Below are 15083 nucleotides of genomic sequence, written 5' to 3'. Positions count from 1 at the left end.
CAGTGCGCCGCGACGGCCTCCCGGAGGACGTCGGTTCGGCATCCGACCGCCCCGCCCCCTCCGACCGCCCCGCCCCGGCCGGATCCACCGGTCCACGGCCGCCCCCGCGCACGGCGGGGGCGGCCCGGCGCAGCCGCCTCAGGCGCGGGGCACGGTCAGCACCTCGGCGAGCTGCTCGGTCATCCAGTCGAGCTCGTCGGCCTCGATGACCAGGGGAGGGGCGAGGCGGATGGTGGAGCCGTGGGTGTCCTTGGCGAGGATGCCCCTGGCCAGCAGCCGTTCACAGGCCTCGCGTCCGGACATCAGCTCGGGGTCGATGTCGATGCCGCTCCACAGCCCCCGGCTGCGCACGGCGAGGACACCGTGGCCCATGAGGGCTTCGAGCCGCTTGCCGAGCCGCTCGCCGAGCCGGGCGGCCCGCTCCTGGTACGCGCCGGTCCGCAGCAGCTCGACGACGGTGTGGCCGACGGCGGCGGCCAGCGGATTGCCGCCGAAGGTCGAGCCGTGGTTGCCGGGCCGGATCACCTCCAGGATCTCGCGGCGGCCGACGACGGCGGAGAGCGGCACGATGCCGCCGCCGAGCGCCTTGCCCAGGACGTACAGGTCCGGCGTGACCCCCTCGGCATCGCAGGCGAACGTGGTGCCGGTGCGGCCGAGGCCGGACTGGATCTCGTCGGCCACGAACAGGACGTCCTCCCGGCTGCACAGTGCGCGGACGGCCGCGAGGTACCCCGGCGGCGGGATCACCACGCCCGCCTCACCCTGGATCGGTTCGAGCAGGACCGCCACGGTGTGCTCGTCGATGGCGTCTGCCAGCGCGGCGGCGTCTCCGTAGGGGACGGTGCGGAAGCCGGGGGTGAACGGGCCGAAGCCCTCCCGCGCGACCGGGTCCGACGAGAAGCTCACGATCGTGGTGGTACGCCCGTGAAAGTTGCCGTCGGCGACGATGACGGTGGCGCGGTCCGCGGGCACGCCCTTGACCTCGTAGCCCCATTTCCGGGCCACCTTGAGCACGGTCTCCACGGCCTCGGCGCCGGTGTTCATCGGCAGGACCAGGTCCATCCCGGCGAGTTCGGCGAGGTCCCGGCAGAACGGGCCGAGCCGGTCGTTGTGGAAGGCGCGGCTGGTCAGGGTGAGGCGTTCGAGCTGTTCCCGGGCCGCGGCCAGCAGCTGGGGGTGGCCGTGGCCGAAGTTGAGCGCCGAGTAGCCGGCCAGGCAGTCGAGATAGCGGCGTCCGCCGACGTCGGTCACCCACGCGCCCCGGCCGGAGGTCAGGACCACCGGCAGCGGGTGGTAGTTGCGGGCGGTGGCGGTCTCGGCCAGCTGGAGGTGCAGCTCGGTGCCGGGGTCGGCCGGGCGGTCGCCGGTGGTGTCGGTGGTGGTGTCGGCGGTGGTCATGTGCGGGTCCTCGTTCCTGGGGGCGCGGGTGCTGGGGGCGGGGGTGGACGGCTGAGGGCGCTGCGGACCTGGCTAGGGGGCGTCCTCCGTGGCCTCCGCGTTCTCCGCGTTCTCCGCCTTCTCCGCGTTCTCCGCGTCCTCCGTGCCCTTCGTGTCCTCCGGAGCTTCGAGGGAGCGGGGGACGAACCGTTCCGCGGCGGCCAGATAGCCGGCGAGCAGGGCATGGGCGACGTCCCGCACCCGTTCGTCGGGCGGGAGGAAGGTCGGCGAGTGCAGCTGCTCGGTGCCACCGTGCGTGCCCACGAACAGCATCAGTGCGGGCATGCGCTCGGAGAAGTAGGAGAAGTCGTCCGCGCCCGCGGACCGCAGGTCGGTGGCGACCTTGAGGCCGAGCGTGGCGAGCAGCGGCTGGGTCGCGGCGGCCAGCGTGGCGTCGTTGTCGAGTACCGGCTCACCGCAGGTGATCTCGACGTCCGCGCTGCAGCCGTGTGCCCTCGCCACCAGATCGGCGGTCTCGGCCAGTCGCTCGTGGAGGGCCTGGCGGTCGGCCGTACGCATCGCACGGAGGGTGCCGCGGGCCTCGGCGGAGCCGGGTACGACGTTCGGCGCGGTCCCGGCGGCGAGGGTGGTCACGCTCAGCACGACGGAGGACATCGGGTCGACCCCGCGGCTCACCACACTCTGGAGGGCGACGACGACATGGGCGAGGGTGACGACCGGGTCGCGGGTGAGGTGCGGGTAGGCCGCATGGCCGCCGCTGCCCCGGACGGTGACGGTGAACTCGTCGGCCGAGGCGTTGACCCCGCCGGGCGTACAGGCGACGGTGCCCGCCGCCAGCAGCGGTTGGACATGTGCCCCGATGGTCGCCCGGCACTGCTCCCGTTCGAGGATCCCGTCCTCGCTGATGTCCTGCGCGCCGGAAGGGTAGGTCTCCTCACGGGGTTGCAGCACGGCGAGCAGCGGGGCCGGACCGCCGGCCCGGTCCACGGCCCGGGCGAGGGCGACCAGCGCGGCGAGGTGCACATCGTGACCGCAGGCGTGCATCACGCCGGGGCGCTGGGAGGCCCAGGGCACGCCGGTGTCCTCGTGCACGGCCAGCGCGTCGAGTTCACCGCGCACGGCGATGGCCGGACCGCCGCCGCCCACCCGGACGACGGCTCCGGTGCCGGCGACCTCGGCCGCGCCGTGCCCGCCGGGCAGCGCGGCGAGCACCAGATCGCGGGCCGCGGCCTCGTCGCCGGACAGACAGGGCTGGGCGTGGAGTTGGTGGCGCAGCTCGACGGCGTGGTCCAGCTCCCGTTCAAGCTGGGCGGCGAGGGCGGTGAGGGGGTGGTCGATGCTCATGCGCCCGCCGCCAGACCGTAGACCCTGCGGGCGTTGTCGTGTCCGATCATGCGGGCCACCCGGACCGCCTCATCGAGGTGCCATTCGCCGCTGTCGACCCACGGTGCCATGGCCCGCAGCATGCCCCGCCGCCACAACAGCGCGCCGAGGTGGTGGAGTTCGGGCGGTCCCCAGGCATCGCTGGAGAAGAGGATCTTGGCGAACGGCGCCAGCTCCAGCGATTCGGCCACCACGGTGTCGGAGCGCACTCCGGTGTAGTTCACACCGAGCCCGACGTCGAAGAAGACATGGGGGAACACCTGCGCCAGATAGCCGGCGTTGCGCTGGAAGGGGTAGCAGTGCAGCAGCAGCAGACTGACGCCGTGCGGCTCCACCAACCTGAGGAACCGGGTGAGCAGCAGTGGGTCGCAGCGGTGCAGTTCCACGTCCGGGTCGCCGTATCCGGCGTGCAGTTGGAGGGGCAGGCCCCGGTCGACCCCGGACCACAGGGCGAAGCGCAGCAGCACCGGGTCGCTGACGCGTACGGTGCCCGTCCGCTCGCACTCGGCCAGCCAGTCCCCTGCCGCGGCGGTGACCTCGTCGTCGGCCGGCCGCTCGGGGTCGAAGTCGAAGCCGAACCGGTAGGCGACGATGCTCTTGAGGCCGACCGCGTCGACGGTCCGTGCGGCGAGCGTCGTACGGAACCGCTCGGGCAGGTCCGCGGCGGCCACCCCGCTGCGGGCCACGTCTTCCAGCACGGACTCCAGCCGTACGACCTCATCGACGCGGCGCCCGGAGGCCGTGGCCATCTCGTCGACGCCGAGGATCTCCGCACCCCCGTAGCCGGTCTCCAGCAGGTAGTGGTCGATGCCCGAGGCCGCGAGCAGTCTCCGGGTGACCTCCACCGCGCCCAGCTCCCGACGGCGGGCGAGGTAGGCGTCCGGTGCGGCGTGCACGGCGAGACCGAGGACCGGGGCGCACCAGCGGCGCACCGCGAAGCCGAGCTGCGAGTCGAACTGGGTCATCCACGGCGGGACCGGCCGGTCGGACTCGGTGAGCATCAGCTCCAGTTGGGCGCGGTCGACGTCGTCGCGGAGCGCGCCGTGGACGTGGTGGTCCACCAGGGGCAGCTCCGCGATCGCCGCCGTCAGGGCATCAGTGGACATCGGCGACCTTCCGGATACGTGCGGCCTCGTCGAGGCCGGCCAACTGGGCGAGTTCGGACCGCTTGACCGACAGATGGGTGGCGAGAAGCCGCGGGTCGAACCACGAGCGCACGACGTCGTCCGCTTCGAGTGCGTGCAGGGCCTCTTCGAGGGAGGCGGGGAGCGCCGGGACACCGGCGAGCACCGAGGCGTCGGTGTCCTCCGGCCACACCGTGGGCTCGTCGTAGTCGCGGACCAGCCCTTCCAGCCCGGCGCGGATCAGCACCCCCAGGGCGAGCCAGGGGTTGGCGGTGGCGTCCGCCGCGCGGTACTCCAGGTTGAACTGCACGGCGGGATCGGCCCCGGCGAGCTGCGTGGTGGGGCAGATCCGCAGCAGCGACTCGCGGTTGCGCTCGGCCAGGAAGATGCCGCCGGCGCTCCAGCGGTGGGGGGTCAGCCGTAGGAAGGAGACCGGGCTAGGCGCCGTCCAGGCGGTCAGGGCCGGCGTATGGCGCAGGATGCCGGCGCTGAACCGGGCGCCGAGTGCCGAGAGGCGGCCGGGCCGCGAGGCGTCGAAGAGGACGGGACGGCCCTCGGCGTCGCGCAGGCTCAGATGGAGGTGGACGCCGTTGCCGACCCCGTCGGGCGTGAGCAGGGGCGCGAAGCTGACCGGCAGTCCGCGACGGCGGGCGAGGTCGCGCACCAGCTCCTTGAGCAGGACGGCGCGGTCGGCGGCGGCCATGGCGGTACCGGGGCGCAAGGTGATCTCGAACTGTCCGTCCCCGTACTCCGGGAGCCAGTTCTCCGGTTGCAGCCCGTTCTGTTCCAGGAGCCGTACGAGGTCCGATCCGAAGGGCTCCGCGTGGCGGTAGCGCGCGAGGGAGAAGGGCGGGCTCGACGGCAGCCCGCCGAGCACGAATTCGTGCTCGATCGACGCGGTCACGTCCAGTCCGGTGCGCTCCCGCAGCTCCTCGACGGCGCCCCGCAGGAAGGTACGGGGGCAGCAGGGCCAGGGTTCCCCGTCGGGGAGGGTCTGGTCGGCCAGGTAGAGCCGGAGGGCGGGATGGTCTCCGTCCGCGGGGATGTCGACCCCGGTGGCCGGGTCGGGGACCAGCCGCAGGTCGCCCCGCGAACCGAAGACGTTGTCGGGTGCGATCGGGCCGAACGAGGAGATCGCGAGATCGACCGGGACCCATCCGGTGCCGGAGCGCAGTGCGGAGGCGTGGTCCGAGCCGGGCACGGCACGCCCCCGCACCTGGCCGGCCAGATCACAGGTGGCGACGAAGACGGTGGCGGCATCGGCCACGGCGGGGTCCTCGGGTGCGGTACGGAGAGCGGGAGCGGGGCCGGGTACCGGGCCGGGGGCCGGTGCGGCGGTGGGAGCGGGGAGTCCCGGTTCCGTCCCCGCCGTGTGCACCAGGGTCATGAGGGCACCTTTCGGTTGATATCGGTGGGACTCATCTCAGGGGCCAACGCGCCGGTCAGGCGGGCGCCGATGCGCCGGGTGAGGGAGGGCGCGCACAGGACGACCGCGACACCGGCCAGGCACCAGGCTGCGGCGATCCAGGGGAAGTAGGTGTAGGGCGCGCTCTGGCCGGTCGACTGCTGGAGGAAGACGAAGCCCAGATAGCCCAGCCCCGCGCACGGGATCACCAACTCGTAGCGGGGGATGCGGCCCCGGCCGGAGAGCGTGAAGACGATCACCCCGGCCCCCGCGACCGCGTACCCCACCAGGACGCACAGCACGCCGATGGTGGCGTACCAGTAGTAGGTGTCGACGGCGGTGACCCCGGTGCCGTACATCACGGCGGTCAGCGCCGCCGCGAGGGCGCCGCACACCCGCAGCGCCGCGGTCGGGGCACCGGTGACGGGGTGGGTGCGGGCGAGGGCGCGCGGCCCGAAGCCGTCCCGGGCCAGTGCCTGGACCATACGGGCGGCCGCCGCCGAGGACGACAGTGCGGCGGCGAAGGCGGAGGCGGCCGCGGTGAAGGCGATGACGAGCGCGAACCAGGTGCCGATGTACTGCCCGGAGAGTGTCGAGAGGGCCGACTCCGCCTTGCTGAACTCGCTCACCCCCTGTGCGTCGGTGCCGAAGCCGAGGGTCTGGGCGAACATCATCAGGACGTAGAGGCCGCCGGTCAGCAGCACGCTGCCGGCCAGTGCGCGGGGGATGTTGCGCCGGGGGTCGGCGGTCTCCTCGCCGAGTGACGCGCACGCCTCGAAGCCCGCCCAGGACAGGAAGGCGAAGACGGTGGCCGTCATGATCGCGCCGTATGAGGTCCCGCCGGCGGTGAACACCGACAGGTCGAGGGTCTGGTGCCGGGGCGCGGATCCCGTCGAGGTGCGCCCCACGATGACGGTGGCGAGCACCAGCATGGCGAGGATGCCGATGCCCTCCACGATCAGCAGGGTGCGCGCGGTGGTACGGCCGTCCCGGGAGTTGAGCGCGGTGACGCCGAGGGCCGTGACGAGCGCGACGGCCACCCAGGGCCCGGTGGACCGCAGGCCCATCGCGTGGAGGAACGCCTGGGCGAGCACGCCGGTCGCGGCGAGGGCGCAGGTGAGGAAGGCGAGATAGGTGCCCAGCAGGGCGAAGCCGCCGAAGAATCCGGCGCGCGGGCCGATCGTGGCCCCGGCCAGGGCGTAGACGGAACCGGCCTGGTTGAAGTGCTGGGTCAGCCGCCAGAAGCCGTAGGCGACGAGGCCGACACCGAGCAGGCCGAGCAGGAAGACGAGGGGGACGGCCTTGCCGACCGTGGCCGCCACCCCGGCCCCGTTGAGGCCCATGGCGAGGGTCGGGCTCATCAGGCCGACGGAGAGTGTCAGCGCTTCCCACAAGCGCAGCTTGCGTGTTCGAGAGTGATGCGACACAGGGCGCTCCGAGGAGGAGACGGGCCACGTCCGTAGCAGCCCGAGTCCCGCCATGAAACATACGTTCCATGTAGCGCGTCAATGGTCGGGCTTGAAATATTCGTTTCACCGCTACGGGCGCTCACTCCATCGTGCGGTCGCCCGACGCCTCCTCCGCGGCCCGCATCCGTTCCTCCGACGCCGCACCCAGGCGCACATGGACCGCGGCCACCAGCGTCTCCACCACCGCCACCGGGGCCACGATGCTGTCGAAGGGGCTGGGGGCCTCGACCCGTACCGGCAACACCACGTCGGCGAACTCGGCCGCGGGAGACAGCCAGGGGTCGGTGAACAGCACGACCTTGGCGCCGTGCTCGTGCGCATAGCGGGCCAGTTCCACCGTGTCGCGCTGATAGCGCCGGAAGTCGAAGACCACACACACCTCCCGCCGCCCGAGATCCACCCGGAAGCCGCCGTCCCCGCCGGGTGCCTGTAGGTGCACCTGGGTGTGTGGCCGCAGCAGCCGCAGATGCAGGTCCAGGTATTCGGCCAGCAGGCGGGAGAACCGCCCGCCGAAGCTCACGATCCGCTTCGCCGGGTCGCAGATCAGCTCGACCGCCCGCTCGAACTCCTGCTCCGGCAGCGCGTGGAAGGAGTGGCTCAAGGCGCCCCGGGCGACCTCCTCCGCCGCCTCGATCAGCTCCGAGGTCGGCGAGCTCTCGCTGACCACCGGCCGCAGGGTCAGCGGTGAGGCGCGGCGCGCCTGCACTTCGTCCCGGAGCGACTGCTGGAACTGCCGGTAGCCCTCGAACCCGAGCCGGGTGGCGAAGCGGACGACGGTCGGCGGGCTCACCCCCGCCCGTCCGGCCAGTGCGGACGTCGACTCCAGGCCCGCAGCGGGGTAGTGCGCCATCAGCGCCCGGGCGATCTTGCGCTCCCCGGGCGATAGGGCTCCCTGGGCCCGCCGCAGACGCTCGGCCACTGTCATCCCCGACGTGATACCCGCGTCCGCGCTCGCTTCTGCGTCCGCGGCCGACGGTTCACGGTGATCTCCGGGTCGACCATCCATCCGAATGCCTCTCCACTTGGTGATCACATGACACCACACCGCCCCGCGGCTCCCTCGCCCGCGCGGTGGGGGGCCGGACACACCACGGTGCCGCGGTTCCGATCAGCGGAACCGCGGCACCGTCAGGGTGCGGGCCCGCCGCTCAGTCCAGCAGGGCGTACGCCGGCAGGGTCAGGAAGTCGGCGTAGTCGGCATCCAGGGCGACCTTCAGCAGGAGGTCGTGGGCCTGCTGCCACTTGCCGGCGGCGAAGGCCTGCTCGCCGATCTCGGCGCGGATGGCGGCCAGTTCCCCGGCGGCGATCTCGCGGACCAGCTCGGCGGTCGCGGTGGTGCCGGCGTGCGCGCCGTCCTCGAAGACGACGCCGGCGTCCACCCACTGCCAGATCTGGGAACGGGAGATCTCGGCGGTGGCGGCGTCCTCCATCAGGCCGAAGATGGCGACCGCGCCCAGGCCGCGCAGCCAGGCCTCGATGTAGCGGGTGCCGACCTGGACCGCGTCGACCAGCCCCTGGTAGGTGGGCCGGGCGTCGAGGGAGTCGATGGCGATGAGGTCGGCGGCGGAGACCGAGACGTCCTCGCGCAGGCGGTCCTTCTGGTGGGGCTTGTCGCCGAGGACCGCGTCGAAGCAGGCGCGGGCGACCGGGACCAGGTCGGGGTGGGCGACCCAGGAGCCGTCGAAGCCGTCGCCGGCCTCCCGGTCCTTGTCGTTCTTGACCTTGGTCAGGGCCTTCTCATTGGCCTCGGGGTCGCGGCGGTTGGGGATGAACGCCGCCATGCCGCCGATGGCGTGCGCACCGCGCTTGTGGCAGGTGCGGACGAGGAGTTCGGTGTAGGCGCGCATGAACGGGGCGGTCATGGTCACCGCGTTGCGGTCGGGCAGGACGAACTTGGCACCGCCGTCACGGAAGTTCTTGACGATGGAGAAGAGGTAGTCCCAGCGGCCCGCGTTGAGGCCCGAGGCGTGGTCGCGGAGCTCGTAGAGGATCTCCTCCATCTCGTACGCGGCCGTGATGGTCTCGATGAGGACCGTGGCGCGGACGGTGCCCTGGGGGATGCCGACGTAGTCCTGGGCGAAGGTGAAGATGTCGTTCCAGAGGCGGGCCTCCAGGTGCGACTCGGTCTTCGGGAGGTAGAAGTACGGGCCCTTGCCCAGGGCCAGCAGCCGCTTGGCGTTGTGGAAGAAGTACAGGCCGAAGTCGACCAGGGCGCCGGGGACCGGGCGGCCCTCGAACTGCAGGTGGCGCTCTTCCAGGTGCCAGCCGCGGGGCCGCATCACGACGGTCGCGAGCTCCTCGGCGGGCTTGAGGGCGTAGGACTTGCCGGAGGCGGGGTCGGTGAAGTCGATCCGGCGCTCATAGGCGTCGATCAGGTTGAGCTGCCCGCCGATGACGTTCTCCCAGGTGGGGGCGGAGGCGTCCTCGAAGTCGGCGAGCCAGACCCGGGCGCCCGAGTTGAGCGCGTTGATCGTCATCTTGCGGTCGGTGGGGCCGGTGATCTCCACCCGGCGGTCGTTCAGCGCGGCGGGGGCCTCGGCGACCCGCCAGCTGTCGTCGGCGCGGATGCCCGCGGTCTCCGGGAGGAAGTCCAGCGAGCTGGTACGGGCGATCTCGGCGCGGCGCCCGGCCCGCCGTTCCAGCAACTCGTCGCGGCGCGGGGTGAATCGGCGGTGCAGCTCGGCGACGAAGGCGAGTGCGGCGTCGGTGAGGACCTCACCCTGCCGTTCGGGGGTGCGGGCGGGGTCGACATCGACGATGGCCAGCGGGGACGGCGCTGGTGCGGACATGAGCTGTCACTCCATTCAGCGGCGGTGCCTGGCGGCCGCCGGGACGCCGGGCGGCACGGGGTGCCGCGGGCCCCTGGGTGCGGTCGCGGGCGCCGTGGGGGTTCAAGGCGCTTCTGACCAGTGGAGACTAGTTTCCTTATCGCGGAACTTCAATGGTTTGTTGATGTCGAGATTCTCCGGGTCGACACATGCGGTGATCGACTGGCTCTCGGTGCCACCGCCGTCACTCTCCATGACCTCGGACGGTCCCGCCCCGCCCGTCCGTGGGTCCTGCCCCCGGTGCGAGGCGGGGCAGATCCTCCGGTGTGTCGATGTCGTACGGCTCGGCGACGTCGGAGCACTCGACCAGCGTGAGCTCGCCCGCATGATCCCGGAGGTAGGTGCGGGCGCCGCGGTCCCCTTCCGCGGCCGCCGCGATGTCCGCCCACCGGCCGGCTCCGAACAGCACCGGATGGCCGCGCCGGCCCGCGTACGAGGCCGCCGCCAGATCCGCTCCGGCGGCGTACGCGGCGAGGAGCCGGGCGACCGCGGCGGCGCCGATGCCCGGCTGGTCCACGAGGGACACCACGACCGCGTCCGCCTCCGATGCGTTCAGCGCAGCGAGGCCGACCCGGAGCGAACTCCCCATGCCCTGCGCCCAGTCGGGGTTCTCCGAGACGCGGAACGCCGACAGCGCGGCGCGTTCGCGTACCGTGGCGGCCGCCGCACCCAGCACGATGTGCACCGGAGTGCAGCCGCCGTCCCGCAGTGCGCGTGCGGCGTGCTCGACCAACGGCCGTCCCCCGAGGTCGAGCAGCGCCTTGGGGCGTCCCCCCAGGCGTCGGCCGCCGCCCGCGGCGAGCAGCAGACCGGCCACCCGCCCCTCGGGCCGCGGTGCAACGGATGGTGTTTCCGGTGGTGTCGGTGCCATGGGGACTGCTTACCTCATGACACCGTGGTGTGCGCCGGGTTGGTGCACGCGGCGCGCTCGGTGGCGGAGGCGGGGCGCCCTGGCTCAGGCCGCGTCGTCGGAGGCCCGGGGGCGCGGGATGTTCGGCCGGAAGCGCTCCCGCAGTTGATGGGTCCGCTCCTCCACGCGGCGGCGTTCGGTGACGTAGCGGTGTATGTGGTCCAACGTGATCTCCGATGCATCGGAAAGCCCGAACGCACGACAGATGAGCTGTACGACGCTGGCGCCGCGGGGTTCCGGGCCGGTGCCGGGGCCGGTGTTGGGCTCCATGGCATTCTCCGATCCAGTGATATGCCGGATATTTCCTTGGAAGGGAGAATGCTCCGTTCCGCCACCGCATACGCATGGGATCGGCCACGCCCACGCCATCGGGTGCCCCGCAGAACGCACGTGCTGAGGTGTCATCAGGTCGCGGCTGGGCAACGCGCGCGAGAGCGGACCCGTCGCGAGAGCGGACCCGTTGAGCCACGCACGCCTCCGGGCTTCGGACCGCCCGGCCCGGACGTGCCCGGGTGATCCGGCCTTTTTCGCTCTCCGTATGGCGCAGGGAGCGCAGAGTGGCGTTAACTGTCCCGCAGCGCGGAACGGCACCGGCCATGGAGGACGCCGTCGTTGTGGAACAGCTGCAGAGGGACGGACGGGTGACCGGGGTCGAGGGCGACCCGCGGGTTCATGAGCTGCGTGACGCGGTCGCCCGGCTGCGCCGTCAGCTGGCCGTACTGCCGGCGGAGTTACCGGACCGTGCGGCCGCCGACGACGAACTCGCGGCGCTGGACGCCATGGTTAGCCACGGTCTGCCGGAGGTGCCCCGGCTGCGCCGCTCCCTGCTGTTGATCGCCGGGGCGGTCGGTTCGGTGAGCGCGCTGTCGCCCGCGCTGAGCGAGGTGCGCGCGGGCATCGAGCGCTTCGGGGAGCTGCCGCGCGGCCGGTGACCGCTGCCGCGCGGCCGGTGACCGGGGCGCGAAGGAGTGGCCGGCCGACGCGGTGCGCGGCCGCGGTCCGGTCCCTCGGCTCCTCGTGTCCTTGTGCGTACGGTGCGGGGTCCCGGCGGGGGCGGGGTGCGGTCCGTGTCAGGCCGGGGTCTGGTTGGCCAGGGCCACCGACAGCTGTGCGGCGACGTCCTGCAGTACCGGCACGATCTTCTCGGTCGCTGCGTCGGTCACCCGGCCGGTCGGGCCGGAGATGGAGATCGCCGCGGAGGTGGGGGAGTTGGGCACCGGCACCGCGAGGCAGCGGACGCCCATCTCCTGCTCGTTGTCGTCGACCGCATAACCGAGCCGGCGGACCTCGGCGAGCGCCTCCAGGAAGCGGTCCGGGTCGACGATCGTCTTCTCGGTCGCGGCGGGCATCCCCGTACGGCCGAGCAGCGCGCGGACCTCCTCCGCCGGGTGGTTGGCCAGCAGGGCCTTGCCGACGCCGGTGGAGTGCGGCAGCACCCGGCGGCCGACCTCGGTGAACATCCGGACGGCGTGCCGGGAGGGGACCTGCGCCACGTAGACGATCTCGTCGCCGTCGAGGAGGGCCATATTGGCCGTTTCGCCGGTCTCCTCCACCAGGCGGGCCAGGAACGGCCGGGCCCAGGTGCCCAGCAGTCGGGAGGCGCTCTCGCCGAGGCGGATCAGGCGGGGGCCGAGCGCATACCGGCGGTTGGGCTGCTGGCGGACGTAGCCGCAGGCGACGAGGGTGCGCATCAGGCGGTGGATGGTGGGCAGCGGCAGCCCGCTGCTGGTGGACAGCTCGCTCAGGCCGACCTCGCCACCGGCGTCGGCCATCCGCTCCAGCAGGTCGAAGGCGCGCTCGAGGGACTGGACGCCACCGCTGGCGCCCGCGGGCTTTGCTTCGGCGGCGGAAGTGCTGGCGCTGGACGGCGGCACGGCGCGTTCCTTTCGGGCGGGGCGGATCGGTCTCGGCCGGGGCGTGCGGGCGCGGGGCCCGACCGGAGCAGCCTACCGGTCCCCCTGCGATGGCACACGGACTCTCGCACACTCGTTCCCGCCGGTCAGGCCCGCTTTGTCGCACGGTACGAGCTACCGGGTGCGCGCCTAGCCGGGCGCTCCCCGTGAGGCCAGTGGCCATCACTACATTCTGTTGAGTGAAATCTATTCTCCACTCTATGGAATCGCACAAGGTGGCAGGAGTGGCGAGAGGGAGGGGTGGGGTGTGCTTGATGGTGTGGTGGTCGCCGCGTCGGTGCCGGTGGAGGGGGCTTGACGGGTCGGGGTCCGGAGTGAACACTCACACTCGTTCAACAGTCTGTTGAATTCAGCATCCGCATTCCGATATGCATTCCGATATGCAAGTCGATACGCATTCCGACCCGGTGCCGACCCCGGTGCCGATCGGGCGCCGCTCCGGGGCAGTGCTGGAGGGCGCCCCCTTGTGGGGACTCCGGTAGGGCTCCGGCGGTGGCTCCGTGTGGCGCTGCGGCCCGATGGCCGTGCGTGCGTCCGCCGCGCCGCCACGCAACGATGGAACACACGATACGAGGAGGGGACCGGGTGTCCGAAACAGAGCTGGTGCTGCGCTCCACGCGCGTCGTCACCCCCGAGGGCACGCGCGCCGCGTCCGTCGTCGTCCGGGACGGCGTCATCGACGCGGTGCTGCCGTACGACGCCGAGGCTCCGGCCGGGGCGCGGACCGAGGACTTCGGGGACGACGTCCTGCTGCCCGGCCTCGTCGACACCCACGTCCACGTCAACGACCCCGGCCGGACCGCATGGGAGGGCTTCTGGACGGCCACCCGGGCCGCCGCGGCCGGCGGCATCACCACCCTCGTGGACATGCCGCTCAACAGCCTGCCGCCCACGACCACCGCGGCCCACCTCGACACCAAGCGCGCGGTGGCCCGCAGCAAGGCCCATGTGGACGTGGGCTTCTGGGGCGGCGCCATTCCCGGCAACGTGGGGGACCTGCGACCGCTGCACGACGCCGGGGTCTTCGGCTTCAAGTGCTTCCTGTCGCCCTCCGGCGTGGAGGAGTTCCCCGAGGTCGACCGGGAGCAGCTCGCCGCCGCCCTCGGTGAGATCGCCGGGTTCGACGGCCTGCTGATCGTGCACGCCGAGGACCCGGGCCATCTGGACGCCGCCCCGGAGGCGCACGGTCCCAGGTACGCCGACTTCCTCGCCTCCCGCCCCCGCGTCTCGGAGAACGACGCCATCGCCGGACTGATCGTGCTGGCCCGGCAGTTGGACGCCCGGGTGCACGTACTGCACCTCTCCTCCAGCGATGCGCTGCCGCTGATCGCCACCGCCCGGCGCGAGGGCGTCCGGATCACCGTCGAGACCTGTCCGCACTTCCTGACCCTGACCGCCGAGGAGGTTCCGGACGGCGCAACGGAGTTCAAGTGCTGCCCGCCGATCCGCGAGGCCGCCAACCAGGACGCGCTGTGGGAGGGACTGGCCGACGGCACCATCGACTGCATCGTCTCCGACCACTCGCCCTCCACCGCCGACCTCAAGTCCGCCGACTTCGGCGCGGCCTGGGGCGGGATCTCCTCGCTCCAACTGGGCCTGCCCGCCATCTGGACCGAGGCGCGCCAGCGCGGACACTCGCTCGACGACGTGGTGCGCTGGATGTCCACGGCCCCGGCCGCCCTGGTCGGCCTCGGCCGCAAGGGTGCCCTCGCGCCCGGCCGGGACGCCGACTTCGCGGTGCTCGCCCCCGAGGAGACCTTCACCGTCGATCCGCAGGCCCTCCAGCACCGCAACAAGATCACCGCATACGCCGGGCGGACCCTGCACGGCGTCGTACGGTCCACCTGGCTCCGCGGCCGGCGGATCAACGACGGCGGCACGCTCGGCGAGCCCACCGGCCGCCTGCTCGAAAGGCCGCGCGCCTGACCGCCCGCGGTGCCACCCGGACACCCCGCCACCCGCTCGTCCCGCTCACCAGCCGGGGGACTCCCAACCCGCCGACGCCATCGAGGTCTTGGCACCCCTTCCCCTCCCCTTCCCCTCCTCTTCGCCTCCTCCGGCCACTTCGCGCTCCTGGCCGGTGCGGGGCCACGGCCGGTACGGGATCATGGCGGAATGACTGCGAACCCACCGTCCGCACCGGTCGAGGTGACTCGGCTCTCGCGGTACTCGAAGACCGAGCAGGACGAGATCCTCGGCGCCGGACCCGACCCCTTCGGCGTCGCCGGAACCGGCCTGACCTGGCTGCCCAAGGAGGAGCACTTCGGCATCAGGCGCGACGGCCGACTGGTGGCGCACGCCGGTCTGCTCCCGCTGCCGCTCTCCATCGGCGGTACCCCCACGCAGGTGGTGGGCCTGGGCGGGGTGGCCGTCGCACCGGACCAACGGGGGCAGGGGCTGGCCCGGCACGTGGTCGCCGCTGCTCTGGAGCACGCCCGCACGCTGGGCCCGCGGTACGCGCTGCTGTTCTGCCGGCCGCCGCTGATCGCCCTCTACCAGAGGCTCGGCTGGCACACCGTCGACTCCCCGGTGGAGGTCGAGCAGCCCTCCGGCCCGGTGGAGATGCCGCTGGCAACCCTGTGGGCCCCGCTGCACCCGGGCGCCCCGTGGCCACCGGGGCCGGTACGGCTGCACTCCCTGCCCATGTGAGCCG

13 protein-coding genes are annotated in these 15083 nt (G+C 72.7%); 3 read left to right on the top strand and 10 right to left on the bottom strand.

Annotated features, from left to right (window positions below):
* Positions 1-138 precede the first annotated feature (138 nt).
* The 9 genes from rocD to AB0G84_RS25225 form a co-directional block, all read right to left on the bottom strand.
* Positions 139-1398, bottom strand: a complete 1260-nt coding sequence (rocD, locus tag AB0G84_RS25265; protein WP_361324948.1) for an ornithine--oxo-acid transaminase — start codon at positions 1396-1398, stop codon at positions 139-141.
* A gap of 72 nt (positions 1399-1470) precedes the next feature.
* Entirely contained in the window at positions 1471-2742 is a 1272-nt protein-coding gene (locus AB0G84_RS25260; protein WP_361324945.1) for an amidohydrolase, read from the bottom strand.
* Complete coding sequence (locus AB0G84_RS25255; RefSeq protein WP_361324942.1) at positions 2739-3887, bottom strand: amidohydrolase family protein; 1149 nt, start codon at positions 3885-3887, stop codon at positions 2739-2741. Before AB0G84_RS25255 ends, AB0G84_RS25260 begins: the two co-directional genes overlap by 4 nt.
* Positions 3877-5292: a glutamine synthetase family protein gene (locus AB0G84_RS25250; protein ID WP_361324939.1), complete on the bottom strand. Its 1416-nt coding sequence runs from the start codon at positions 5290-5292 to the stop codon at positions 3877-3879. The genes AB0G84_RS25255 and AB0G84_RS25250 overlap by 11 nt, the downstream gene beginning before the upstream one ends.
* Positions 5289-6791, bottom strand: a complete 1503-nt coding sequence (locus AB0G84_RS25245) for an APC family permease (RefSeq protein WP_361324936.1) — start codon at positions 6789-6791, stop codon at positions 5289-5291. The genes AB0G84_RS25250 and AB0G84_RS25245 overlap by 4 nt, the downstream gene beginning before the upstream one ends.
* A 67-nt stretch (positions 6792-6858) precedes the next feature.
* Positions 6859-7704, bottom strand: a complete 846-nt coding sequence (locus AB0G84_RS25240) for a MurR/RpiR family transcriptional regulator (protein WP_361324933.1) — start codon at positions 7702-7704, stop codon at positions 6859-6861.
* Between the two features lie 223 nt (positions 7705-7927).
* Positions 7928-9568, bottom strand: coding sequence for a malate synthase A (aceB, locus tag AB0G84_RS25235; protein ID WP_361324930.1), 1641 nt, complete (start codon positions 9566-9568; stop codon positions 7928-7930).
* Between the two features lie 223 nt (positions 9569-9791).
* Positions 9792-10478, bottom strand: coding sequence for a nucleotidyltransferase family protein (locus AB0G84_RS25230; protein ID WP_361324927.1), 687 nt, complete (start codon positions 10476-10478; stop codon positions 9792-9794).
* A gap of 84 nt (positions 10479-10562) precedes the next feature.
* Positions 10563-10787 carry a hypothetical protein gene (locus AB0G84_RS25225; RefSeq protein ID WP_361324924.1) on the bottom strand — a complete coding sequence of 75 codons (225 nt, stop codon included), beginning with the start codon at positions 10785-10787 and terminating at the stop codon, positions 10563-10565.
* Positions 10788-11113: 326 nt separating this feature from the next.
* Here AB0G84_RS25225 and AB0G84_RS25220 point away from each other — a divergent pair, with 326 nt between their 5' ends.
* Positions 11114-11449 carry a DUF5955 family protein gene (locus AB0G84_RS25220; protein WP_361325037.1) on the top strand — a complete coding sequence of 112 codons (336 nt, stop codon included), beginning with the start codon at positions 11114-11116 and terminating at the stop codon, positions 11447-11449.
* 138 nt (positions 11450-11587) lie between these two features.
* Here the strand turns inward: AB0G84_RS25220 and AB0G84_RS25215 are convergent, their stop codons facing one another.
* Positions 11588-12391: an IclR family transcriptional regulator gene (locus tag AB0G84_RS25215; protein ID WP_361324921.1), complete on the bottom strand. Its 804-nt coding sequence runs from the start codon at positions 12389-12391 to the stop codon at positions 11588-11590.
* Between the two features lie 624 nt (positions 12392-13015).
* Between AB0G84_RS25215 and allB the strand changes: the two genes are divergently transcribed.
* Positions 13016-14356: an allantoinase AllB gene (gene allB / locus AB0G84_RS25210; RefSeq protein WP_361324918.1), complete on the top strand. Its 1341-nt coding sequence runs from the start codon at positions 13016-13018 to the stop codon at positions 14354-14356.
* 189 nt (positions 14357-14545) lie between these two features.
* A complete protein-coding gene (locus tag AB0G84_RS25205; RefSeq protein ID WP_361324915.1) occupies positions 14546-15079 on the top strand; it encodes a GNAT family N-acetyltransferase in 534 nt (177 codons plus the stop codon).
* The last annotated feature ends 4 nt before the right edge of the window (positions 15080-15083 follow it).

This window comes from Streptomyces sp. NPDC020742, from assembly GCF_040641675.1.
Classification (GTDB): domain Bacteria; phylum Actinomycetota; class Actinomycetes; order Streptomycetales; family Streptomycetaceae; genus Streptomyces.
This window is presented reverse-complemented; position numbering and strand designations above follow the sequence as displayed.

Bases quoted from the DNA above. Each gene is read 5' to 3' on its own strand.
- AB0G84_RS25205 (WP_361324915.1), top strand. From the start codon at position 14,546: ATGACTGCGAACCCACCGTCCGCACCGGTCGAGGTGACTCGGCTCTCG.
- AB0G84_RS25225 (WP_361324924.1), bottom strand. From the start codon at position 10,787: ATGGAGCCCAACACCGGCCCCGGCACCGGCCCGGAACCCCGCGGCGCC.
- aceB (WP_361324930.1), bottom strand. From the start codon at position 9,568: ATGTCCGCACCAGCGCCGTCCCCGCTGGCCATCGTCGATGTCGACCCC.
- rocD (WP_361324948.1), bottom strand. From the start codon at position 1,398: ATGACCACCGCCGACACCACCACCGACACCACCGGCGACCGCCCGGCC.
- AB0G84_RS25220 (WP_361325037.1), top strand. From the start codon at position 11,114: ATGGAGGACGCCGTCGTTGTGGAACAGCTGCAGAGGGACGGACGGGTG.
- AB0G84_RS25230 (WP_361324927.1), bottom strand. From the start codon at position 10,478: ATGGCACCGACACCACCGGAAACACCATCCGTTGCACCGCGGCCCGAG.
- AB0G84_RS25240 (WP_361324933.1), bottom strand. From the start codon at position 7,704: ATGACAGTGGCCGAGCGTCTGCGGCGGGCCCAGGGAGCCCTATCGCCC.
- AB0G84_RS25250 (WP_361324939.1), bottom strand. From the start codon at position 5,292: ATGACCCTGGTGCACACGGCGGGGACGGAACCGGGACTCCCCGCTCCC.
- AB0G84_RS25260 (WP_361324945.1), bottom strand. From the start codon at position 2,742: ATGAGCATCGACCACCCCCTCACCGCCCTCGCCGCCCAGCTTGAACGG.
- AB0G84_RS25255 (WP_361324942.1), bottom strand. From the start codon at position 3,887: ATGTCCACTGATGCCCTGACGGCGGCGATCGCGGAGCTGCCCCTGGTG.
- AB0G84_RS25245 (WP_361324936.1), bottom strand. From the start codon at position 6,791: ATGGCGGGACTCGGGCTGCTACGGACGTGGCCCGTCTCCTCCTCGGAG.